Here is a 24,649-nt window from a genome sequence, read left to right as displayed (position 1 = left end):
TTCACAATTGTAAAACAAAAAAAGCCTGCTGGCAGCAGGCTTTTTCACTGGGCATCAATTGCCACTTAAGAGTTAGTAATAATCTCTCACTAAAATCTCGGCAATTTGCACACTGTTTAAGGCTGCGCCTTTACGGATATTGTCCGACACCACCCAAAGGTTAATACCGTGAGAATGGGAAATATCCTTACGCACACGACCCACATAAACAGGATCGGTACCCGCTGCATGGGTTACAGCCGTTGGATATTCGTCATCGGATTCGAACAATACCACTCCTTCGGCATCGCGCAGTAAAGCTTTAATATCTTCTGCATCGGCGACTTGACGCGTCTCGATATGTACGGCTTCTGAGTGACCATAGAAGACTGGCACACGCACGGCCGTTGCGTTGACGAGGATTTCGTCATCACCGAAAATCTTCTGGGTTTCCCAGACCATTTTCATTTCTTCTTTGGTGTAGCCGTTATCCATAAATTTATCGATTTGCGGCAATACGTTAAACGCGATTTGCTTTGGATAAACTTCAGCATCAGCAGGCAGACCTTGCAGCAACTTAGTACATTGTTTTGCCAGCTCTTCAATCGCCTTTTTACCGGTACCAGAGACTGACTGATAGGTCGCAACGTTAATACGGCTGATACCGTAAGTGTCGTAAATCGGTTTTAGTGCCACCAGCATTTGGATGGTCGAGCAGTTCGGGTTAGCGATGATGTTACGGTTGCGGAAATCGGCAATCGCATGGGGGTTAACCTCAGGTACAACCAATGGAATATCAATGTCGTAGCGGAAGTGAGAGGTGTTATCGATCACCACACAACCCGCTTCAGCGGCGATAGGCGCCCACTTGGCCGAGACATCGCCACCGGCAGAGAAGAAGCCTAACTGTGCTTGACTCCAATCGAAGGTTTCGACGTCCAAAATGGTAACTTGTTTGCCATGGAAGCTGACCGTTTCACCGGCGCTACGGCTACTGGCTAAAGGATATAAGTTCGCAACCGGGAAGTTACGCTCTTCGAGGATCTCAATCATAGTTTGACCCACTGCGCCCGATGCACCTAAAACGACAACATTAAATTCCTGCGACATAATTACCGACCGACTCCTGAAAAACCTAAATTGGACAACCAATCTACCTCAGATTGGCCGTGATAAGCCAGCGCCAATGCACTAAATTCGCGTCTATGTTTGTGATTTTTTCTCATAGTGTCGAAGCCATTCGACCTTGCAAAGCCATTTCGGAATACGGCATCGTCATCACGCAGGTCGTAGACGAATCTTGCGAGCTGTAATAAGGCTTTTTCATCGGGAATTTGTTCGAGCTCGACCGCCTTAAAATGAAATGGTGGCAAGAGCTCGGATAAGCGCTTCGTGGCCGGAATGGCTAACAACTCACACAACTTTTGGTACAGCATAAAAGTGCCACGGGCCTTACCTTCTAAGCTGTAACCGGCGATATGCGGGGTCGCAAACTCAGCAAAAGGTACCAGCTCAGGCATGGGATTCGGCTCCCCTTCCCATACATCGAGCACCAATTTAAGATCATCCCTTTGCTGCTTAACCTTAATTAAGGCTTGATTATCAATCACATCACCACGGCAACAGTTCACCAGCCAGGTATTGGGTTTAAGACTCATCAGGCGCGCTTCATCGAATAAATGCAGCGTCTTATGCTCGCCAGTTCGAGTGATGGGCACATGTAGACTGATGATATCCGCTTCAAGTAACAGGGTTTCAAGGCTCACAAAATGACGGGGATCGCCCTCGGCCGCTTTGATGGGGTCATTGAGTAATACCTTAATGCCGTAGGCTTCGAGGCATTTGGCCGTCGCGCTACCAGTATTGCCCGCGCCGACAATCCCCACGACTTTGCCCTTGAGCGGCGAGTTAAACCGCGCCGCCAGTTCCAACATCGCAATAAAGGCAAACTCCCCGACAGCGGTCGCATTACAGCCGGGCGCATTCGAAAAGGGAATACCACGCCCTGCAAGATAAGCCAGATCCACATGGTCCATCCCTATGGTGGCGCTGCCGACAAACTTAAGTTTTGGATTGGCATCTAACAATGCAGCATTGACTCGGGTGACCGAACGCACCAGTAGCACATCGGCATCTTGCACCTGCTCAGGCGTTAGCGTGCGGCCATTGACTGGGATTATCTCGCCTAACGCCCCAAATAAGGGTTCGACATAGGGCATATTTTCATCGACAACAATCTTCATGTGGACCTTTCTGATAAAAATGGGCTAGAGAGTGAATAGCCAAGGATTCTAGCAAGACTCTGATCATAAACCCAATCCCTGAGTCTCATTATACCAATCGTATTAAATATCTGTTCATTCAGCGGGAGTTCAACACGCTTTAGACAAGGCGAAGGGTTGAAGGCATAGTGGTGCTCTGTCGAAAGCCTTAAACGCAGTATAAAGCGCGTTGAACCCCGCCCTTCGGGAGCCACACTGGCATCCCACTCCCGCGTTACATTGACTTAAAAGGGAATAACCATTTCTGCATCAATGCGCCTTGGATTGAAATGCCAGTGAGGCTCTGAACTGATTAGATATTTAATGTGATTGGTATTTCTGAATTTCAGCCAGTAAAGAATCCGCCTTCTTAGAAGGCGGCTTTGATTTGCCCCTGGAAGGGGCTATTTCCTTACACCTACTTCATCTGTAGCGACAATTGAGCATCATGCTCTAGATCTTGCTTATCTTGATGGCGAACATAGCGTCTTATGATTTCCTCATTTACGCCTACCGTATCAACAAAATAACCCCTCGCCCAAAAGCTATTTCCCCATAACTTCTTGCAAACATGAGGGAATTTGTTAAAAAGCCTTATTGCGCTCCTACCCTTCAATATCCCCATTAATGTGGATACTGACAACTTTGGCGGAATTATCACGACTAGATGCACATGATCTATCTGGACGTTTAATTCTAAGACCTCACAACTTTTCATATTGCATAGAATATAAATCGACCTGTAGAGCTCTTTACCAAGGTTACCTTTTAGAATTTTGAATCTGTACTTAGGCGTCCAAACGATATGATATTTACAACGCCAGTAAACATGTGATGAACTTTTGTAATCGCCCATGTTTCTCGTTTCCTCTTACTTGTGGTGAATAAGAAGGTCTCTTTTAACATGGGCGTTATTCAGGCTATAGCCTTAAGGGACAATCACCACCGCCAGAGGCGGTGGTTTTGGGATGACAATAAAAAAGGAAGCCTAAGCTTCCTTTTTTAACGATAATAATGGCTTACTTATATTTACGCATCACTAATGTTGCGTTAGTGCCACCAAAACCAAAGCTGTTGCTCATCACAGTGTTTAGCTCAGCATCGCGGTATTCACGCACGATTGGCATGTCTTTCGCGGCTTCATCTAAGTTATCGATGTTGATGCTTGGAGCAATAAAGCTGTTTTCCATCATGATCAAGCTGTAGATGGCTTCGTGTACACCCGCCGCGCCTAAGGCATGGCCAGTCATAGACTTAGTCGATGCAACTGGTGGGCACTTGTCTTTAAAGACTTCACGCAAAGCTTCTAACTCACGCACGTCACCAACTGGGGTAGAAGTACCATGGGTGTTGATGTAATCAATTGGCGTGTCCACATCGGCCAGAGCCATTTGCATACAACGCACCGCACCTTCACCAGACGGAGCTACCATGTCGTAACCGTCTGATGATGCACCATAACCAATCACTTCAGCGTAGATCTTCGCGCCACGAGCCAGAGCGTGCTCTAACTCTTCAACGATTAAGATACCGCCGCCGCCAGAGATCACGAAACCATCACGGTCCGCATCATAGGTACGAGAAGCTTTTTCTGGAGTCTCGTTGTATTTAGTCGACAGTGCGCCCATCGCATCGAAGCCCATGGTCAGGGTCCAATCCACTTCTTCTGAACCGCCCGCAAACACCATATCTTGCTTACCCATTTGGATAAGTTCAACGGCGTGACCGATACAGTGAGCACTGGTCGCACAGGCTGAACTTATTGAGTAGTTCATGCCTTTGATTTTGAAGGGAGTTGCCAAACACGCGCTGGCCGTGCTCGACATAATGCGTGGCACGATATAAGGACCCACGCGTTTTACGCCTTTTTCGCGCAGAATATCCGCAGCTTGAACTTGGTTAGAAGACGAAGCGCCGCCTGTGCCCACAATCAAACCTACACGAGGATTTGAATACTGCTCTTCAGTTAACTGAGCATCCTTTATGGCTTCTTGCATTGCAATGTAAGCATATGCCGCAGCATCGCCCATAAAACGCAGCGCTTTACGGTCAATCAGCTCAGAAGGATCTAATTTGATATTGCCCCATACATGACTGCGTAGTTGCATTTCTTCAAACTGAGCGGAATGTGTAATACCACTACGGCCCGCTTTAAGTGACTCAGTCACTTCTTGCTTGTTATTACCGATACTTGAAACAACACCCATTCCGGTGATCACGACTCTTTTCATTTTATTGCTATCCATTGTGTACATGTCAGTACCTACTTTTTGCTGAGCCAATAGTATCTGTTTTGCTTCAATTAAGTGGTCAGCTTTCCATAAAGGCGGGTAAAATAATGCCCAATATGAGACTGAGAGTATATTTCTTTGACTGCTAAGCCCCAAAAATCTTGTCAATTTAAGCGTGATTACCCGCAATTGATCAACCTTTATCCCCCATGCGCGTTGACTACTGTACAGTCTCTGGACAATTTAACTCGCCTTCGACTCTCTCGCTTAACGACGCCATCAGTTCAACTCGGTCAGGGACTGTGCGTCATGGGACAATGGGGATTAGGCGATGGACTCGAGCTGCTCTCTCTACTACAACACTGGCAAACGCAGACTCAAAGCAACACACGGCTGTTAGTCAAAGTGTTTGAGCCCAATCCCATTAACGATTACGAACTTAAATTACTTTGGGATCAATCGCAAAGCTTAATTTCAACGCCTCATTTACTACCGATTGCCAATGCCTTACTTAAGGCAAAACCTGCGCGCATTATAGTGTGCCAGAGATTAATCTTTGATGACGGCCGTATCACGGTCGATTTGCATTTTGGCGACCTGCAAACCTCACTCACCAATTTGCCCCACAGCGCTGCTAATCCCATTCGGCAATGGCTGGTTTTACCGCATTTGGCATCGCATTTAAATGGCAAGCAAGTCTGGCAAATGGCCCGTTTGAGTACCGATGATGCCCAGCTGATTGGGATCAATTTGGCTGAAACCGTGCAACAGCTTGCCCACAGCAGTGGCTTTAGCACGCTTAACGTCAGCCAAGATGCCTTGAATAGTGATGCAAGTGATGCGCTGCCAAGCCAGATGATCAGCGATGAGATTTTGCTCCATGAGCGCAAACTGCTGCGCCAGCAAGCCGATACCGCTCAGGCATTTACCCCAAAACCTGCAGCGCTCGCCACTAAAGATCACCCCATTGCTATCGTCGGTGGCGGACTGGCATCAGCGAACCTAATGCTATCCCTTGCCGAACGAGGCCAAAGTAGCACATTGTTTTGTAAGGATAACGAGTTAGGCCAAGGCGCATCCGGCAATCGCCAAGGGGCAATTTACCCCCTGCTCACGCCTGAAAATGATGAGCTGAGTCGTTTTTTCCAACAGGCATTTTTGTTCAGCCGTCGCCGTATCGAGGCGCTGAGCCATGCGTCGATGATGGAGACAGAAGCCGCCCCTAATATTACCGCGATTTCCCATGACTTTTGTGGGGTACTGCAAACGGGTCATGATGAGCGCAGCCAACAACGGTTGGATAAAATTATCCAAAGTCAGGACTGGCCGGCGGAAATCGCCTACGCTGTTGATGCGAATGAAGCCAACGAAATCGCTCAAATAGGTATTGATAAGGCTGGATTTTTTTATCCACTCGGTGGCTGGGTATGCCCATTTGAATACGCCAAGGCCGCGGTGGATAAGGCCTCGCAACTTGCCAATGTGCAGTGCCATTTCAATACCGAGATCACCGAAATTGAGTGTGATGCAAAGGCTTGGTATCTCCACAGTCAAGGCCAACGTTTTGGGCCATTCCGCCAACTAGTGCTCGCCAATGGCGCGCAGCTCACCCAATTTTCGGCCAGTGAGCGATTACAGATAAGTCCGTTTCGCGGCCAAGTGAGCCACGTCCCCGCCCAATTTAAGCTGAGCCAATTGGCGACAGTGTTATGCGCGAACGGTTACCTCACGCCAAGTCATCAAGGCTTGCATTGCCTCGGCGCCAGTTATGTCAAAGCGGCGGAGCACCTCGATTTTTGCCCGCTGGAGCAACGGGAAAACCTCGGAAAAATGCAAGAAAGCTACCCCAACCAAGCCTGGGTTGACGATATCGACATCAGCGGAAATAGCGCCCGTGTCGGCGTGCGGATGGTGACGCGGGATCATTTCCCCATGATGGGCTGTGCGCCCGATGTGGCTGAAATATTGGCGCGCTATGAACAGCATCAACTCAATCAGCAGCAGGCCGAACAAAGCAAGCATTATTGGCAAACGACCCCTGCTCCTATCCTCGATGGCCTTTATATCCTGGGTGGCTTAGGGTCGCGGGGATTAAGCTCTGGCCCCTTGGCGGCCGAATGTTTGGCGGCACAATTAACCGGTGAGCCGCTGCCACTGGATTGGCCCACCTTAAATAAACTCAACCCAAATCGGATGTGGCTACGCAAATTACTAAAGGGTAAAGCGCTTTAGCATAGAGCGGTTTAGTAAAGAGCGGCTTGAGTGAAGACTAGTTGATTAAAACAAAGGCTTATCATTGATAAGCTAATCAGGCTTGCATCTAATCGCCCCAATGATTGGCTGCCCAAAACAAAAAAGGATTAAGCAGTGCTTAATCCTTTTTGTATTTCGACTGAGCATTGAGCGTTAACCCTAGAGCGAAGAACCGCGCTTAGTCGTTTTTACTCGGGTGCGATTATTGTTGTCGCGGCTTTGGCGGATCAAGGCATCACCGTCAAACTCGGTCTGAGCTGATAGCTGCTCGCGATGGGCTTTCGCCAATCTATCGTAAAGCAGTACGTTCACTGAGGCCGCCAGATTCATACAGCCGACCGTAGGCACATACACTACTTCATCGGCTCTATCGATAATCTCTTGGCCAATGGTGCCATCCTCTGGGCCAAACACATAAAAGGCTTTCTCGGGATGCACAAACTCAGGTAAGGGTGTCGCCCCTAGGACTAAATCCACGCACACCAGCTTAGTGTCAGAGGGGAGCGCATCGAGTAAGGAGGCCACCCCAGTTAACGGAATGCGCTCGGCGGCGCTCTGCGTATCGGCATTATATTGCTGCGGCCCACGGGCAGCATACTCATAGCGTTTGCCGGTGTAGAACACGGCATCGACACCATAACAGCCCGAAGCGCGCATAATGCCGCCCACATTGGTCGGGGTTTTCGGATTGACTAGACCGATATAAACCGCTTGCTTCGCCTCAGGTTTTGCCATGGCATCAACCGAAGTCGTCGTGGATGTGCTCATCAATTAGGCCGCTAAATGACTAACAATCTTGCCATGCAATTGTGTCCACGCCGCTTCCACTAATGCAAAATCGGCATCATTTAATTCTTGGCGCGCGAGGGCTAAACAGTCGGTCATTTTTTCGAGCAAGGCTTCAAGCGTGCTCTCGCCTTCGTCTTCGAGTTGCGATAACACCACCGCCACATGCCCTTGTAGATAACCACAGGCAAATAAGGCGTCGTCATCACCATGGCTCACTACAGACTCAATCCACTGTTCTAGTGCTTCTTCATACTGCTCTAACATCGGGTCAAACTCTCCAATAACGTATTTCGCCCAAATGGCCGCTGGCCCCTCGGTGCTATAAATCTGAATAGTCGGGGTTGGCCACCTGATACATCACATAATCATGGTAACCCGTCGTCACTTTGTAATAGCCACAAAGCTCACGATCTAATTGAGGGTCGCCACTATCCACAATTAAGGGGCGTCCTTCAAGTGCTTTTAGCTTAGTTTTTGTGGCGAGGATAATAATATTGTCCTTACCGAGGCGGCGGATCAGCTCTGGCGACAACTGCTGGTTGCCACGACCGAGAATATGCCCCTGCCCGCCAATCAAGGTAATAACCAGTTTTGCCGGCTTATCTTGGGTAAGGTCGAGCAACTGCTTGGCGGTTAAATCACTCGCCACTAAGGCTTTATCTTGGATCAGATCAACCCCCAACAGGGTGTTATCGAGGCCAAGCTCTTCCATCACAAAGGCGACCGTGCTGCCCGAGCCCATAATGTACAGCTCGTCTTCCATCTGCTGGATAACATCGGCGGCAATGTCGGCGAGCACGAGCTCATCGACTTCTTTTCCGCCCATCTTCACCGCTTGCACATAACGGGGTTCGGCAGGCACTAATAGCTCACCAAACCGTTTGGCGCGCACCGTGCCTTGGCGAAAGGCCACTTCATCAATATCCATCACATCGGCACTCATAAGGCTGACTAACTCACCTTCGAGCAGCATTTTCACGACCATTCCCGCAGCATGGGGTGTGATGCCATAAACGCCCGAATGAATTTTTACCCCAGCTGGCACACCAAGCACGGGCAATTTATCGTCGATAACGGCTTGTTCAAACACGCTATATACATCACGCGCCGTGCCATCGCCCCCTGCAAACAGTAATAAATCCAACGGTTCGTTCAGCAAGGTACGCACTACGGCTTGCGTGTCGATGGCCTGAGTTTTATCTGGGGTTTGATACACCACACGGGTGTTAAAACCTAAGGCGTTAGCGGCGTCTTCTCCCATCACACCTGAGGCAGTAATGATTTCGATATCATTGGCATAGGGGGCAATCACTTCTAAGGCTTGCATCATACGCTTTATCGCCTTGGGCTCGGCGCCTAAGGCAAGGGCTTCTTCTGCCACACCATCGCTACCCTTAAGACCCACACTTCCACCTAAACCCGCCAGTGGATTGATGACTAAGCCTAAACGAAACCGGATCACCTTAACCTCTCTTGTTCATTATTTTAGTTTTTACAATGAGTTACTTTTCACAATCAATATAAGCTTATGACGCAACCGCTTGCGCCCTATCCTTAGGGATCAAAAATACCGCTAACATGGCCGCAAAGGCACAGGCCGCCGCAAATACCCAAGACCATACGGCACCACTGCCATCACCCCAGATATAACCGCAAATCCAAGTCCCGAGCGCGCCGCCAACTCCAAAGCTTAAGCTGGCATACAGGGCTTGTCCTTGGCTGCGATGACTGGCATCAAAATTTCGATGCACAAATTGAATCGAGGCCGCATGGGTCAAGCCGAAGGTGAACGCATGCAACACTTGGCTTAAGCCCAGTAACAACATGCTCTCAACGCCAAAGGCGACCAGCAACCAGCGCACGGCGGTCATGGCGATACTGACAACAAGCAAGGTATTGACGCCATAACGTCCAAGCAAGCGAGGCGCAAACATAAACATCACGATTTCGGCCATTGCACCTAAGGCAACAAAGATCCCTGCGGCCGCTTCGGTGTATCCCGCCTGCTTAAGATAAAGCACAAAGAAGCCGTAAAAAGGCCCAGCGCTCATCTGTAATAACATTGCCGACACCATGAACCACAGAATGGGTTTAGTCCATTTGAGCGGCTGCCGCTCCTGCCCTTGAGGACGTACGGCACGATTCGCAGGCAAGGGCAAGGCGCTGACCAGCATCCCAGTAAACAAAGCTAAACCAATATAAGGCAACACCTCGGTGCCCCATTGGCCGATAGCAAAACCGGCGCCGACCACTAAGCAGATATAGCCAATGCTGCCAAAACTGCGGATTTGCCCATAGCGGCTAGCATTTTCACCTAAAGTCTCGAGGGTGATCACCTCAAGTTGCGCCAAAATCGCGTTCCAGAAGAAGGTATAAAGCGCGAGGCTGAGCGCCATATACACAAAGCCACCGTGGTAGAAGAAACTCAAATACGCCAGCATCGCGGCGCCCGCACCCATCTTCACCAATTCGGCGCGCATGCCAGTGCGATCGGCCACCTTGGCCCATACATTGGGTGCCACGATACGGGTCGCCATTAAAATCGCGAGCAAAAAACCAATTTCTTGAGGGTTAAATCCACGGTTTTCGAAGAACACCCCAAGGTAAGGGATCATAGTGCCGAGAATTGAAAAGAAGAAAAAATAACAGGCACATAGCCAGCGTAACTGCTGGCTTGTGCTAGAGATTGTTGGCATTAACGCATTCCATTTATTACACAGCCGCTATGCATCTTTATTCCATGCAGACTGTCTCATTCATCGCACCTATCTCATGCCGAGAATCGGTGTATGACTGCGAACATCCTGATTTTGAGCTCTGTGTCTTAACAGATGATCCATCAACACAATCGCCAGCATAGCTTCGGCGATCGGTACCGCGCGGATCCCGACACAGGGGTCGTGACGACCTTTAGTCACCACTTCCGCCATTTCCCCTTGGGCCGTCATGCTTTGGCCCGGCACACTGATACTCGAGGTTGGTTTTAATGCAATATGGGCGACGATGGGTTGACCCGATGAAATGCCGCCGAGTATGCCACCGGCATGATTTGATTCAAAACCCAGTGGCGACATTAAATCGCGTCCTTCCGAGCCCTTTTGCGTGACAACGCCAAAGCCATCGCCAATTTCAACGCCTTTTACTGCGTTTATGCCCATTAAGGCATGGGCGATGTCGGCATCGAGCCTATCGAACACGGGTTCGCCCAGTCCAACGGGAACACCCGTCGCCACCACAGAGATTTTGGCGCCAATGGAATCACCGGATTTTTTAAGCTCGCGCATATACTCATCAAGCGCTTCGAGCTTACTCGCATCGGGGAAGAAAAAGGCATTCTGCTCGATTTGACTAAAATCGAGGGTCTCGGCACTAATCGGCCCAAGTTGAGACATATAGCCTTGGATATTAATGCCATGCACTTGTTTTAAATACTTTTTCGCCACAGCGCCTGCAGCAACCCGCATAGCGGTTTCGCGGGCAGATGAGCGGCCACCACCACGGTAATCACGCAGACCATACTTTTGCTGATAGGTGTAATCGGCGTGTCCTGGGCGGAATAAATCTTTGATATTAGAGTAATCTTGGCTGCGCTGATCGGTGTTTTCGATCAGAAGCCCAATGGAGGTGCCTGTGGTTTTGCCTTCAAACACACCAGATAAGATCCGAACTTCATCAGGCTCACGGCGCGCGGTGGTATAACGGGATGTGCCAGGACGACGGCGGTCTAAATCATGTTGCATATCGGCTTCGGTGAGTTCGAGCCCTGGTGGGCAACCATCAATAATACAACCGAGCGCCACACCGTGACTTTCACCAAAGGTAGTCACCACAAAATTTTGACCAATACTGTTTCCAGACATCCGCTTTTTACACCTTAAATGATTTGCTTATCGCTCCGCGCCCAGCAATGGCTGGACAATTCTTTTTCCCGCTGCAAGCCTAACTGGCAGCGGGAAAAGACTCAACCTAATTTATGTGCTTATTGTGATTATTGCGCGTCGCGATAAATAGCAAAAAGCGATTGATGTTCGACCAGTTGATCGCGAGTCAGCACAAACACACCGTCACCGCCGTGTTCAAAACTCACCCAAGTGAAAGGCACTTCAGGGAATTGTTCCATCAGATGCACCATAGAGTTACCCACCTCAACCACTAAAATCCCTGTTGGTGTCAGGTATTGGGCTGCATTCGCTAAAATACGTTTGGTTAAATCGAGGCCGTCACGACCCGAGGCTAAACCAATCGCAGGCTCATGGTGGTATTCATCTGGCATATCGCCGATATCTTCTTCATCCACATAGGGCGGATTAGAGACAATCAAATCATATTGTGGACCTTCAGGAATGGCTGAAAACAGATCCGATTGCATCGGGAAAACTCTGTCCATCACCCCTAAGGTTTCAACGTTGATTTGCGCCACATCGAGGGCGTCTTCACTGATATCCAGCGCATCGACCTCGGCGTCATCAAATTCGTAGGCACAGGCAATCGCGATACAACCACTGCCAGTACATAAATCTAAAATACGATTAACGGGTTTGCCGTATAACCAAGGACTAAAGCGATTGGCAATCATCTCTGCGATCGGTGAACGAGGCACTAACACACGCTCATCCACATAAAACTCAAGCCCTGCGAAGCGCGCTTTATTGGTTAAATAAGGCACAGGCAAACGTTCACGTACGCGGCGAATGATCAGCTCGACGATTTTGTGTTTTTCGCTGCTGGTTAAGTTACTTAAAATCACCTGTTGGCCGATTTCTTCGGGCAAGTGCAGCGCATGAAACACTAAGGCGATAGCCTCATCCCACGCGTTATCGGTCCCGTGGCCATAGTACACATTGGCATCATTAAAGCGGCTCACCGCCCAACGCAACATGTCACCTATGGTGCGTAACTCTGTCACAGCTTCATCTACAAAGATCTTATCCAAAACGCTCTCCCGCTTGTATGTTCACAAACATTGTAACTGAACTCTATTCAGAAACCATAGGATTCAATAGAATACCCGCCATGAATAAAGACGATGACAAAGAAGGCATGGCGATGTTTTCGGCGCTGATCGAGGGGATAAAACCTATCACCCAAGATAAGCGGCATTTTCGCGCGCCCCTAAAAACCAAACAAGAAATTGAACTAAAAGAGCAACAGTTGCATGCTAACAGTTATTTCTCAGATACTTATCAACCGCTACTCCCCGTTCAGGGGCCAATGCGTTGGCTCGACGAGGGTGTCGACAGTCTCGAGCTTAAACGCTTAAGACGAGGTGATTACCAACCGGATTTATTGCTGGACTTACACGGTTACCGCCAATCCGAGGCTAAACTCGAGCTCGCGGCCCTCATTCAAGCTTGCGTAAAACAGCAAAGCCAATGTTGTTGTGTGATGCACGGTTACGGCACTGGCATACTAAAACAGCAGGTGCCAATGTGGTTGGTGCAACATCCGATGGTAAAAGCGTTTCATCAGGCCCCTAAAGAATGGGGTGGCGATGCGGCGCTGCTGGTGCTTATCGATATTGGCGATCAACCACATCGACGTTAATGGACGTATTTATCCTCTAAAAACAAAGGGCCCACTAATGTGAGCCCTTTGTTTTATCGAATGAATTAACTAATGCTGTGGGGCGCATGTTGCCAAACAATGCTGGCCTGCTCGGCATGTTTATCTATCAGAGTAATTCCTGAGGTGGCAAACAAGGGCGGCTCAACACCCGCGACTAGCTCGCTGACCAAATAGCCCAAGAGTGGCATATGGGAAATCACCAACACTTTATCGGCCTTGTACAATTCGGCATAGGCAACAATTAAGGCGGCCACATTGGCGGGATCGCCTGACGGCACTAAATCATCCACCACCAGCCATTTGCGAGGCTCGGGGAAATGTTGACTCAATTCCTGCCAGGTTTGCTGCGCACGTAAATAAGGGCTGACCAAAACAAGATCAAAATCGCTGACACTTCGGGCTAACCAGTTACTCATTAAGACAGTATGGTGTCTTCCTAAATCGGTAAGCGTTCTGTCCCTATCCGACTGAGCATTAAATCCAGCGTCACCATGTCGCATCAAAAATAGCTGCATACTTCTCTCGCTACCCACACTTGTTTTTGTTTTATCCCAATTGTAGCCCTAAAATGGATTTCAACAAACCTTGTAAGGGTTAATCTTTAGTCGATAAACACAAGAGATATTTGCCAAAAACCATTAAGACTATCAATATATAACAAGCCATCGTTACCGGAGTGTCTCTTTGCAAGCCTCTCAGTCTATTTACAAAAGTCCAAACGATCATCGTCAGTACCGTTATCTCGTGTTAGATAATGCCCTCAGGGTATTATTGGTCGAAGATTTGGACGCCAGCCAAGCCGCCGCTTCCATGGCGGTGGCCGTAGGACATTTTGATGATCCTGTGGATAGACCCGGTATGGCACATTTTTTAGAGCATATGCTCTTTTTAGGCACTGAAAAATTCCCCGACTCCGGCGAATATCATGCCTTTATCAATCAGCATGGCGGCAGTAATAATGCGTGGACCGGCACAGAGCACACCAATTTCTTTTTTACCATCAACGCCGACGTTTTTGCCGACTCCCTAGACAGATTTAGCCAATTCTTTATCGCCCCCAAGTTTGACCTCGACCTGGTCGATAGGGAGCGCCAAGCGATTGAATCTGAATTTAGTTTAAAGCTGAAGGACGACATCCGCCGTACCTATCAAGTGCTTAAAGAAACCGTCAATCAACAGCATCCGTTTTCGAAATTTTCTGTCGGCAATTTAGTCACCCTTGGCGGAGAGCAGGTGCAGGTAAGAAGCGAGCTATTGGCGTTTTATCAAAGCCATTACAGTGCCAATTTAATGACGCTCTGTTTAGTCGCCCCGATGCCGTTAGATGATCTTCAGGCGCTTGCGGCCCAATATTTCAGTGCAGTCCGCAACTTAAACTTAGTCAAACAGTATCCTGATGTGCCGCTGTTTTCTGAAAATGAGCTGCTTAAGCAAATCAATATTGTCCCTTTAAAGGAACAAAAGCGTTTAAGTATCAGTTTTAACTTCCCTGGCATCGACCACTACTACAAACGCAAGCCGCTGACCTACATTAGCCATATTCTCGGCAATGAGAGTAAGGGTAGCCTACTGTCGTATCTTAAAGAACAGGGGTTAGTGAATAATCTCTCCGCAGGCGGCGGAGTCAATGGCTATAACTTCAAGGACTACAGCATAGGTCTGCAACTGACCGACAAAGGCGTGGCCAATATTGACGATATCGTGTGCAGCTGCTTTGAGTATATCGAGCTGATAAAAACCCAAGGCCTTGAGGATTGGCGCTATCTAGAAAGAGCTAATCTGCTCAAGATGGCATTTCGCTATCAGGAGCAGGTGAAATCCCTCGATTTAGCCAGCCACTTAAGCATCAACATGCACCACTACGAAGTGGAAGACTTAGTCTTTGGTGACTATCGCATGGATGGCTTAGATATTAGCGAAACCCTTGAGCTATTGAGCTTAATGACGCCGCAAAATATGCGCTTGCAACTCATAGCACAGTCCGTTAAGACCGACCGCAAAGCCAATTGGTACCATACACCATATCAAGTCTTACCGATAAAACCCGAATCCCTTGCCCGTTGGCAAGTGACACAAATTCGCCCTGAGTTGCAATTGCCCGCAGCCAATCCCTTTATCGTGGCTGACTCCATCGCTCGCCCCGATAAAAGTGAAGTCGCGGTGCCTGTGATTGTTGCAGAATCAACAGGATACAGGATTTGGCATAAAAAAGACGATGAGTTTAATGTCCCGAAAGGCCATATGTATCTATCGCTTGATTCGGAACAGGCGAGTAAAACCCCAAAACATGCTGCCCTCACCCGCTTATACGTTGAGATGCTGCTCGATTACTTGACTGAGCCCACTTACCAAGCGGAAGTCGCAGGACTTAGTTATAATATTTACCCCCATCAGGGTGGGATCACACTGCATCTATCTGGTTTTACGGGGAATCAAGAAACGCTGTTAGCCCTGCTGATCCAAAAAGCGAGAGAACGTAATTTCACCGAAGAACGGTTTGCGTTAATAAAATCTCAACTGCTACGTAGCTGGCAAAACCTCGCGCAAGCCAAACCGATTTCGCAGCTATTCACTAGCCTGACCGCCACGCTGCAAAAACGCAGCTATGAGCCGGCTCGTATGGCGCAGATGCTTGAAAATATCACCTTAAATGATCTGCATAACCATGTACGCGCCTTTTACGAGAAAATTTACCTCGAAGGGCTGATTTATGGCGACTGGCTTGTATCAGAGGCGCAAGCCCTAGGAAAACGACTGGAGCATATCTTGTCCTTAGTCTCTAGCCCAAGCGCGGAGTCGACCCGTGAATTAATCAACTTAACTGGGCAAGGCACCCTGCTTCGGGAATTGGCAATAGACCATCAAGACAGTGCGATTATTGTTTATTATCAATCTGCTTCAGCGACACCAGAAAAAATGGCGCTGTTTAGCTTACTCAACCACACTATGTCTTCGACCTTCTTCCATGAGTTACGGACCGAAAAACAATTGGGCTACATGGTCGGCACAGGTTATCTGCCACTCAATCGCCATCCGGGACTCATTTTCTATATTCAATCCCCGACAACGGGACCACTGCATTTATTAGAGGCAATTGATGAGTTTATCGCGGACTTTAATTATGCCGTGATGCAAATTACCAATGAAGAATGGGAAAGCACTAAACAGGGACTCATCAATCAAGTGATGGAACATGATGCTAACCTCAAAACCCGAGGCCAGCGTTATTGGGTGAGCGTGGGCAACCGTGATTACCAGTTTAATCAGCGTGAATTAGTGGTCGCGGAAATCAACAAACTCACTCGCCCAGATCTTATTAAGTTTATGATGCGAAAAATGCGCACTAAGCATAGCGATAGACTGGTGCTTTTTAGCACAGGCTCTGCCCATGCGGCGCAGTCAGAGCTTGAATCAGGCAATATGATTACCGATCTTAAACTCTTTAAACAAAACACTGAAAAGTTCAATTTTTGACAAGTTAGCACTTACGTAATGGTATTCATGTCATATGGGTAACCAACAAACAAAATCGCTAAATGCACGTAAATCTATAGTTGTATCTATTGTCAGTAAGCAAAAAACTGATGGAAAAGTTGGTAGATCAATGTCAATGCGTCAAGACAAAGTACAAAATTAGTCCATCTATATGCTATTAAAAGGATTTTTTACATTCTGGCTTTTGACAAAAGCTTCTATTTCTGGAAAAGTGATGTAACACAATTGTTTCATGGCATCCTCGGACAATACTAAGAACAGCACTATGCCAAAAGCACTCTTAAAATATCTATTCATTCTCAACATTTTTTTGTACTGTGCACCCTCTATCAGCCAAGAATTGGTGCCTACGTCTTCGTCTATTCCGATAAAGCTAAACACAAAATCTTTTAGTGTTCCGGAAGGTTTATCCCAAAGTACAGTAACTGCAATCTCTGAAGACCAAGATGGCTATGTTTGGATTGGTACGTTAAATGGCCTGAATCGATTTGATGGCAAAGAATTTAAGAAGTACTATTCCAATGACAATTCTGGGCTGAGTAGCTCATTCATTCAAAGTATCATTTTTGATGGACAACGATTGCTGATTGGAACGGACAACGGGCTTAACATTTATAATGAGAACACTGATAGATTTGAAAAAGTAAAAAACTTTAACATTCCTGTGTGGTCTCTTAGTCAATCCGAAAGCACTATTATTATTGGTACAGAAAAAGAAATTATTGAAATAGATAAAAACGCTTTCAACATCATTAACAGGACATCAAGCAAGGACTTTGACAGTATAAAGAAAATTATAAAAATAAGTAATGGCTATATTTTAAAAAATCATAACGGCACGATATTTTTATCATATAAAAATACAACAAAAAAATTATCAAACAATGCCATCGACATTGCAAAAATTAATGAGACCTCATATATATTTACTCAAAATGAAATATATGCATACAATGAAAACAGTAAATCACTTGAAAAAGTTATAAATATTTCCCTTGATAATATAGCTGTAGACAAAAATAATATCACTTACACAAACAATAATAAATTATATCATTTGGATCTAACATCTCTTACATCAAATTTAATCGGCGCACTTCCAAAAATATCATTACAACCACCGCATTTATTATATCATAGGAAAAATCACATTTTTCTCGCAAGCGTAAATCAAGGTATATTGTTAGTAGGAACAAAAGAAAATACTATTGCACACATTGATAACATAAATGAAAACGTATGGAACGTTTCATCTGACGAACGTTATTTAGCCATAGCCACCAATTCAGATACCATAAGCATAATTGATACTTTAAACAAGAGTACAGGTATAATAAAAACGAATATAGATAACATTACCAACGTTTCAATAAATAATAGAAAAATTTATTTTGGTGGAAGAAACGGTTTATTCTCCACTGAGTTAGAAAATGCAACATCAGTTAAAATATCCAACGATGAAGTCGTTTCTATATCCAACATTAAAAACGAAAAACTTTTATATGGGACTAATAATTTTGAGTTAAATGAATTAGATACTAGAAGTAACAAAATCATTAACACACTTCACCTTTCTCAAAAACTGCCTATTTTTGAGATAAAATATATCTCTAGCGAACATTACATCCTAGCTACACAAGCAGGTTTGATTGATATTAAAAATGGACAAGAACGCTTAATTTTCTCAGATGAAATTGTTTATAGTATTGCCCATGCAAACAATATAACCTACTTCGGAACAAAATCCGCAATTTATACTTATAACCATCAAACTGAGGAAATAGCATTAAGTATAAAAACTAAAAACCCTGTTTACTCGATCTCTGTTAGTTCTTCAAATGATATAGCTGCATCATCAATCAAAGAAATAATAATTAAAACCGACAATACTGTTAACTTTCTTGACACAGACTTTGGTGCTCAAGATGAATACAATACGCAGAGCTCTGTTGCTGTAGGTAATGTCTTTTTCTTTGGAGGCATAGGTGGGTTAAGCCAAGTCAATATCGACACATTAAAAGACAATCTACATAATATTGATATTGAAACAGTAATAAGTGAACTTTATGTTTTTAATGAAGTTCAGAAAGTTGGCAATGGACGTCTAACTAAAGCAATTGAAAAGTCGCAAAAAATAGAATTAAAGTATTCTGATTACCCATTTACATTAAAGTTTAACTCGCCTCGTTCTGTCAGTAAAAATATTGACTATTATTATCAATTAGACGGCCTGTCAAATGATTGGATCGCTGATAAAGGAAATAACTCAGCAACTTATACTAACCTATCCCCTGGGAAGTACACTTTCAACGTCTACGGCATAAGCCCAGTAACAAAAGAACCTGGGAAGATAAACAGTCTAAATATAGTTATTACCCCACCATGGTGGTTATCAATAGAAGCAAAATCTATTTATGCCATTATTTTTATTTTAATCATATGGGGTATAACAAAATCTATATTGCGTAAACGAGAAATTCAACGCCAAATTGCATTAAGCGAAGAACGCTTAAAACTTTCTTTATGGGGAAGCGGCGATGAAATGTGGGACTGGGATATTGAAACTGGCAATATTTTCCGTTCGAATATTTGGGGAGCATTGGAATTTCCGAGGGATGGTCACCGTTCTGGCAACAGTGATGAAGAAAGTAATATTCATCCCATGGATCAAGAACGAGTAAGGGAAGCGCTTAACAAACACTTCTACGGTGAAACTGACCATTTTGAAGCGGCATACAGAGTTAAAGGCAAAGATGATAGCTGGATCTGGATATTAGACCGAGCAAAAATTGTAGAAAGAGATGATAAAGACAATGCGCTGCGGATGACGGGCACAATTAAAAACATCAGCCAGTTCAAGCAAAAAGAAGAACAATTAAAACTGTTCGAAAAAGCCATTGAAAATATTTCCGAAGGTATGTTTATTCTCGACAGCGAATATCGATTTGTTGAGGTGAACGAAGCGTGCTGTAGAATATCTCAGCGTAATCGCACTGATTTTATAGGTAATCTGCTCACCTTCGATTTGTATCCGGAGTCCTTTTCTAATCAAATTCGTACCATGTTAAAACAACAAGGTCGCTGGGCCAGCGAAGTCGAAGCCAGCCGTGGTGACAAGAGCCATTTCCATATGGAACTGACTATTGACGCCATTTACGATGAGTTAGGTGAATTATCGCATTACGTAGGGGTATTTTCTGATATATCGAGACGTAAACAGCAAGAAGAAGAGCTTCGTAAACTCACCAACAATGACCTATTAACGGGGCTACCCAATCGCTCAAACTTGCAAGTTACATTAGGAAACTTGGTTAATAAAGAAATTCCCCATGCCTTAATGGTACTCGACCTCGACAATTTTAAACGTATCAATGACTCCTTAGGTCATCAAATTGGTGATCAGTTACTCAAGCTAGTGTCCGTCAGAATTAAGTCTATTCTCCCTAAAAACACCAGTATCTATCGCCTCGGTGGCGATGAGTTTGCCATTGTACTCGATAAAACATCTGACATTAGTGCCTGTGCCGCTATTGCAGGACGAGTAATTGAAGCCTTTAAAACCATGTTTGAAATCGGTAATGAGCAGCTGGTTTTGGGCGTAAGTATTGGTATTGTTTTCTACCCTGAAGATGAACAGAGTGAGCAAGCACTTCTGAGAAAAGCCGATATTGCCATGTATCATGCTAAATCTGCCGGTGGTAATTGTTACCAATTCTACTCAGAATCCCTTAACCAACATGCAATTAAACAACTTGAAATTGAAAACCTTATTCGTGAAGGATTAAAAGAAGATCTATTTGAAGTGTATTATCAACCCAAAGTCGATCTTAAAAGTGGTCACGTCGCAGGGATGGAAGCCTTAGTCCGTTTAAATCATCCCACCCGTGGACTGATCCCGCCAAATGATTTTATTCCCCTCGCGGAAGAAAATGGCCTGATTATTGAAATCGGTGAGATTGTACTCAGAAAAGCCTGTTTTGCGGCGCAGAAATGGCGTGAACAAGGGCTCTTTAAAGGAAGAGTCGCCGTCAATTTATCGTCACGTCAATTTGCCCTACCCGATTTACAGCAACGCATAGAATCTATTTTGCGCTTAACGCAATTACCGGCCTCTCATCTGGAACTTGAAATCACCGAAGGGACGGTTATTAAGCAGCCAGAAATGGCTATAACCGTTATGCAGCAATTAGCTAAGATGGGAGTGAGCCTCGCGTTGGATGACTTCGGTACGGGTTATTCCTCGCTTTCTTACTTAAAACGGTTCCCAATTCATACGCTCAAAATCGATAAAGCCTTTGTCGATGATATTGATAAATCAGACCGGGATTTGAAGATGGTCGATTCAATCATTACCATCGCTCACAATATGGGTCTGTCGGTTGTCGGCGAAGGTGTAGAGCAAGCCGCGCAGCTAAATATCCTTCGAGCCCTTAACTGCGAAGAAATACAGGGTTATATCTTTAGCAAAGCGATTAATGAAATTGAATTTACTCAATTGCTACAAGATGATCGGAGTAAATTCATGCCCCACCACAAGATTATTTGATCATAAAATTATCTCTCAATCGGTAGTTTGAAACATTGGCACAACATCTGCATCAAGGTGTTCAGAGTCAAAAAATAAAACATTATCAACTACCCTGAGAGATAAAATGATGAAAGGAATTCTAACTGCTGCTGCATTGCTGTCTACTATCGGCTTTGTTGTAAATGCTCATCCACTTGAAGGTGCCCCGAATGTAAAGTTCAAACCTGTTGAGCTTGCTGGTGCCCCCAATGTGAAGTTCAAGCCTGTTGAGCTTGCTGGTGCCCCCAATGTGAAGTTCAAGCCTGTTGAGCTGACTGGCGCCCCCAATGTGAAGTTCAAACCTGTTGAGCTGGCTGGTGCCCCCAATGTGAAGTTCAAACCTGTTGAGCTGGCTGGCGCCCCCAATGTGAAGTTCAAACCTGTTGAGCTGGCTGGTGCCCCCAATGTGAAGTTCAAACCTGTTGAGCTGGCTGGAGCCCCCAATGTGAAGTTCAAGCCTGTTGAGCTGGCTGGAGTCCCCAATGTGAAGTTCAAGCCTGTTGAGCTGGCTGGAGCCCCCAATGTGAAGTTCAAGCCTGTTGAGCTGGCTGGCGCCCCCAATGTCAAATTCAAGCCTGTTGAGCTAGCTGGTGCTCCAAATGTCAAATTCAGAACTATTGATCTTGCCTAATCTACCTAACTAAGGAGAGAGATATGTTGAACTCACTCAAAAAAGCACTTGGTTTCGCAAAGCCTGTTCGTAAAAAAGTGAAATTACCAGAAGGCTTAAACCACCTTGAAGTGATCCCTGCAAAGGGTTGGTGGAATTAATTTCCCCTTCAAGCGGAAATATACCGTTCACAGAGCCTAGAGCCATTTGCTAGCGCGCTGCCTAGGTTAATAAAAAAGGAGCTAAATGCTCCTTTTTTATTGACCATATTTACGACAAATCATATCAACATTAAGCGGTTAGACTAGCGTCAGAAGTCCGGCGCATTCTGCTTAACGCAATACGTTTATGGGAGGAAAACAGTGGAAACGCTAAGGGTCCCAGTATAAATCCCATTACAGCCCAATAGCTTACCGAAAGTCCTACTCTAAAAGCCGCAACACCAAAACACCAGGAACAACTCACCGATAAGGCGACAACCACATAAAAAATGAATCCCACAGCAACCTCTTTATCGACTAAGTCATTATGTGCAAAATTAAAAAAATAGCCGTTCTCAATACAAATAGACTCTGAGCGAGACTATTTATCAGCACTAAGCAACATCTACACAGACGGTGTCACGGCACAACTGCCGTAAATAGGGACGACATAATACAAGATCACTCAAACAAATGTGAACATTTTTTAGGCAAAAATTAGCCTTGAGGCAATAAAAAAGCGGCATCACATTGCCGCTTTTTTAATCAACTTCTATTTGTGCGCTTAGAAGAAACGAGCCTTTTCTGCCGCCATCGCCTTAAGACGTGGGCATGGCTCAAATCGGTCGCCGTATTGAGCCTGATAACGTTCCAGTGTGTTGACCAAGTTATCGGCACCTAGGGTATCAATATAGTGGAATGGGCCACCTAAGAATGGAGGGAAACCAATACCGAAGATGGCGCCAATATCACCATCACGCGGTGAAGCAATAATGCCGTCATCTAAGCAGCGCACTGCTTCATTGAGCATTTGCACCACACAACGCTCGGCCACTGCGCTTAAGTCTTTGTCCATACTAGGCTTGATGCCAAGCACTGCGTAAACACTTTCATCCACGGCTTTCTTCTTGCTCGACGCTTTATTGCCAGCAGCATATTGATAGAAACCTTTACCATTTTTACGGCCTTTTCTATCATCGCTCAGTAACTTATCGAAGGCTGCAGGGGCTTTAAAGCGCTCACCCAGTTCTTTTTCAAGGATTGGAGCGATTTTAGCACCGACATCGATACCCACTTCATCGAGTAAAGTGATAGGGCCGACGGGGAAACCGAACTTCACTAAGGCTTTGTCTAAGTGCTCAATACTCTGGCCTTCCAGCAGTAATTGTGCAGCTTCGTTCATATACAGCGCGAGGATACGGTTAACATAAAAACCGGCACCGTCTTGTACCACGATTGGCGTTTTACCCTGTTTGCGGGCAAAGGCCACTGTGGTGGCAATCGTCTCAGGAGACGTTTTCGCATGGGCAATCACTTCCACCAGCGGCATTTTTTCTACTGGTGAGAAATAATGTAAGCCAATCACATTTTCAGGACGGCTGGCCGCCTGTGCAATTTGGCCAATGGGTAAAGATGAGGTGTTAGATGCAAAAATCGTGTGCTCGCCGCATTCACGCTCAATATCTTTAACCATCTGATGTTTAAGCGCTAAATCCTCAAATACGGCTTCAACAACAATATCAGCGTCCTTAACGCCTTTATATTCAGTCGTCGTTGTCATCAGTGCCATTAAATTGTCGCGAACAGCCGGCGTCATATGACGACGTTTAACACCTTTATCCAATAACTTATAGGCGTAAGAAAGCGCATTGCTTAAGCCCTTTTCGTTAATGTCTTTTACCCTTGCAGGAATTTTAGCCTTAGTCGTCGTGACCGAAGCAATACCACCGCCCATCAAACCGCCACCTAAGATCACGGCTTTTTTGACTTTACGTGGTGTCGCCCCTTCGGCGCCAGTTTCTTTCTTCATCTCTGTGGTGGCAAAGAAAATACTGCGCAGCGCCTCAGATTCTTTCGACACCACTAGCTCAGCAAAATGGCTGGCTTCCACCTCAAGCCCTTTTTGCATCCCCTTCGCCATACCTTGGCGCACACAATCAATAATTTTTGCCGGTGCAGGATAGTTACCTTGGGTTTTCTTAGCGACTTGCTTAGCGGCTTGATCAAAAATAATGTTACGACCAAATCCTGTGCCTTCGAGTAATTGATTGACCAGCGATTTTTTAACTGGTTTCGCAGTGCGCTTACCCGCAAGCGCCATTTCCACCGCGGTTTGCAGTAAAATCGTCTGTGGTACAACGTCGTTGACTAAGCCCATCTTTAACGCTTGTTTCGGACGAATTTGTTTACCCGTCAACATCATATCCAGTGCAGTAGTGATCCCCACTAAACGAGGCAAACGCTGAGTACCGCCGCCACCGGGTAATAAACCGAGTTGCACTTCGGGTACGCCCAGCATGGTCTTGCCATCATCACTACAAACACGTTGATGACAGGCGAGCGCAAGCTCTAAACCGCCCCCTAAACAGGCGCCATGTATCGCGGCAACCACAGGGATATTCAAGGCTTCTAACTCGTTAAACACCACATGCCCTTGCTGGGATAAGGCTTTCGCATCGCCCGCCGTTTGGCAAGCATCGAGCATAGAAATATCCGCCCCTGCTACGAAGGAGTCTTTTTTACCCGAAATCAGCACTAGGCCACGGATACTGCTATCGCGTTTTATCTCAGACAGGATCTCACTGATCTCAGGGCCAAATTCAGCCTTGAGGGTATTCATGGTTTCGCCGGGTACGTCCATCGTTAGAATGGCGATACCGTCTTCACGGCGGGTTAAATTAAATGTCTTTTCCATCGCC

The 24,649-nt window shown here is 46.0% G+C and carries 18 protein-coding genes; 5 read left to right on the top strand and 13 right to left on the bottom strand.

Features of this window, described 5'->3' with window-relative positions:
- Positions 1–72: 72 nt before the first annotated feature.
- The 5 genes from K0H60_RS07705 to fabB all read right to left on the bottom strand — a co-directional run bounded on the left by K0H60_RS07705 (position 73) and on the right by fabB (position 4,471).
- Entirely contained in the window at positions 73–1,089 is a 1,017-nt protein-coding gene (locus tag K0H60_RS07705; RefSeq protein WP_023267706.1) for an aspartate-semialdehyde dehydrogenase, read from the bottom strand.
- Positions 1,090–1,091: 2 nt separating this feature from the next.
- Positions 1,092–2,222 carry a 4-phosphoerythronate dehydrogenase gene (locus K0H60_RS07700; protein ID WP_220057761.1) on the bottom strand — a complete coding sequence of 377 codons (1,131 nt, stop codon included), beginning with the start codon at positions 2,220–2,222 and terminating at the stop codon, positions 1,092–1,094.
- Complete coding sequence (locus K0H60_RS20525; RefSeq protein WP_258405801.1) at positions 2,219–2,455, bottom strand: hypothetical protein; 237 nt, start codon at positions 2,453–2,455, stop codon at positions 2,219–2,221. The genes K0H60_RS07700 and K0H60_RS20525 overlap by 4 nt, the downstream gene beginning before the upstream one ends.
- Positions 2,456–2,658: 203 nt before the next feature.
- Positions 2,659–3,096, bottom strand: coding sequence for an IS200/IS605-like element ISShes4 family transposase (tnpA, locus tag K0H60_RS07695; RefSeq protein WP_220057760.1), 438 nt, complete (start codon positions 3,094–3,096; stop codon positions 2,659–2,661).
- A 163-nt stretch (positions 3,097–3,259) separates the two neighbouring features.
- A complete protein-coding gene (gene fabB / locus K0H60_RS07690) occupies positions 3,260–4,471 on the bottom strand; it encodes a beta-ketoacyl-ACP synthase I (protein WP_167373641.1) in 1,212 nt (403 codons plus the stop codon).
- A 138-nt stretch (positions 4,472–4,609) separates the two neighbouring features.
- Between fabB and mnmC1 the strand changes: the two genes are divergently transcribed.
- Positions 4,610–6,703 carry an FAD-dependent 5-carboxymethylaminomethyl-2-thiouridine(34) oxidoreductase MnmC1 gene (gene mnmC1, locus K0H60_RS07685; RefSeq protein WP_220057759.1) on the top strand — a complete coding sequence of 698 codons (2,094 nt, stop codon included), beginning with the start codon at positions 4,610–4,612 and terminating at the stop codon, positions 6,701–6,703.
- Positions 6,704–6,883: 180 nt separating this feature from the next.
- Here mnmC1 and K0H60_RS07680 read toward each other — a convergent pair whose 3' ends face one another.
- The 6 genes from K0H60_RS07680 to prmB all read right to left on the bottom strand — a co-directional run bounded on the left by K0H60_RS07680 (position 6,884) and on the right by prmB (position 12,446).
- Positions 6,884–7,492 carry an RNA methyltransferase gene (locus K0H60_RS07680; RefSeq protein WP_220057758.1) on the bottom strand — a complete coding sequence of 203 codons (609 nt, stop codon included), beginning with the start codon at positions 7,490–7,492 and terminating at the stop codon, positions 6,884–6,886.
- Positions 7,493–7,495: 3 nt separating this feature from the next.
- The gene (locus K0H60_RS07675; RefSeq protein WP_011622202.1) at positions 7,496–7,777 is read right to left on the bottom strand and encodes a YfcL family protein; all 282 of its coding nucleotides are present in this window, start codon (positions 7,775–7,777) and stop codon (positions 7,496–7,498) included.
- A 55-nt stretch (positions 7,778–7,832) separates the two neighbouring features.
- Positions 7,833–8,975: an ATP-NAD kinase family protein gene (locus K0H60_RS07670; protein WP_220057757.1), complete on the bottom strand. Its 1,143-nt coding sequence runs from the start codon at positions 8,973–8,975 to the stop codon at positions 7,833–7,835.
- Positions 8,976–9,039: 64 nt separating this feature from the next.
- Positions 9,040–10,209: an MFS transporter gene (locus tag K0H60_RS07665; protein ID WP_133178922.1), complete on the bottom strand. Its 1,170-nt coding sequence runs from the start codon at positions 10,207–10,209 to the stop codon at positions 9,040–9,042.
- A gap of 69 nt (positions 10,210–10,278) precedes the next feature.
- Positions 10,279–11,373, bottom strand: a complete 1,095-nt coding sequence (gene aroC / locus K0H60_RS07660; protein ID WP_109287736.1) for a chorismate synthase — start codon at positions 11,371–11,373, stop codon at positions 10,279–10,281.
- Between the two features lie 128 nt (positions 11,374–11,501).
- A complete protein-coding gene (gene prmB, locus K0H60_RS07655) occupies positions 11,502–12,446 on the bottom strand; it encodes a 50S ribosomal protein L3 N(5)-glutamine methyltransferase (RefSeq protein WP_220057756.1) in 945 nt (314 codons plus the stop codon).
- 80 nt (positions 12,447–12,526) lie between these two features.
- Between prmB and smrB the strand changes: the two genes are divergently transcribed.
- Positions 12,527–13,057 (top strand): endonuclease SmrB, encoded by a 531-nt coding sequence (gene smrB, locus K0H60_RS07650; protein ID WP_041416788.1) that lies wholly within the window; start codon positions 12,527–12,529, stop codon positions 13,055–13,057.
- A gap of 65 nt (positions 13,058–13,122) precedes the next feature.
- Here the strand turns inward: smrB and sixA are convergent, their stop codons facing one another.
- Positions 13,123–13,593, bottom strand: coding sequence for a phosphohistidine phosphatase SixA (gene sixA / locus K0H60_RS07645; protein WP_011622196.1), 471 nt, complete (start codon positions 13,591–13,593; stop codon positions 13,123–13,125).
- 169 nt (positions 13,594–13,762) lie between these two features.
- Between sixA and K0H60_RS07640 the strand changes: the two genes are divergently transcribed.
- From K0H60_RS07640 to K0H60_RS07630, 3 genes are all read left to right on the top strand, one after another.
- Positions 13,763–16,552 (top strand): insulinase family protein, encoded by a 2,790-nt coding sequence (locus K0H60_RS07640; protein ID WP_220057755.1) that lies wholly within the window; start codon positions 13,763–13,765, stop codon positions 16,550–16,552.
- Positions 16,553–16,838: 286 nt separating this feature from the next.
- Complete coding sequence (locus K0H60_RS07635) at positions 16,839–21,119, top strand: EAL domain-containing protein (protein WP_220057754.1); 4,281 nt, start codon at positions 16,839–16,841, stop codon at positions 21,117–21,119.
- Positions 21,120–21,225: 106 nt separating this feature from the next.
- A complete protein-coding gene (locus tag K0H60_RS07630) occupies positions 21,226–21,771 on the top strand; it encodes a hypothetical protein (RefSeq protein ID WP_220057753.1) in 546 nt (181 codons plus the stop codon).
- A gap of 744 nt (positions 21,772–22,515) precedes the next feature.
- Here the strand turns inward: K0H60_RS07630 and fadJ are convergent.
- Positions 22,516–24,645, bottom strand: coding sequence for a fatty acid oxidation complex subunit alpha FadJ (gene fadJ / locus K0H60_RS07625; protein WP_220057752.1), 2,130 nt, complete (start codon positions 24,643–24,645; stop codon positions 22,516–22,518).
- Positions 24,646–24,649: the final 4 nt, after the last annotated feature.

The sequence above is a fragment of the Shewanella mangrovisoli genome, assembly GCF_019457635.1.
Taxonomy (GTDB): domain Bacteria; phylum Pseudomonadota; class Gammaproteobacteria; order Enterobacterales; family Shewanellaceae; genus Shewanella; species Shewanella mangrovisoli.
The sequence above is the reverse complement of the archived record's forward strand: the minus strand, read 5'-3'. Positions and strand labels throughout refer to the sequence as shown.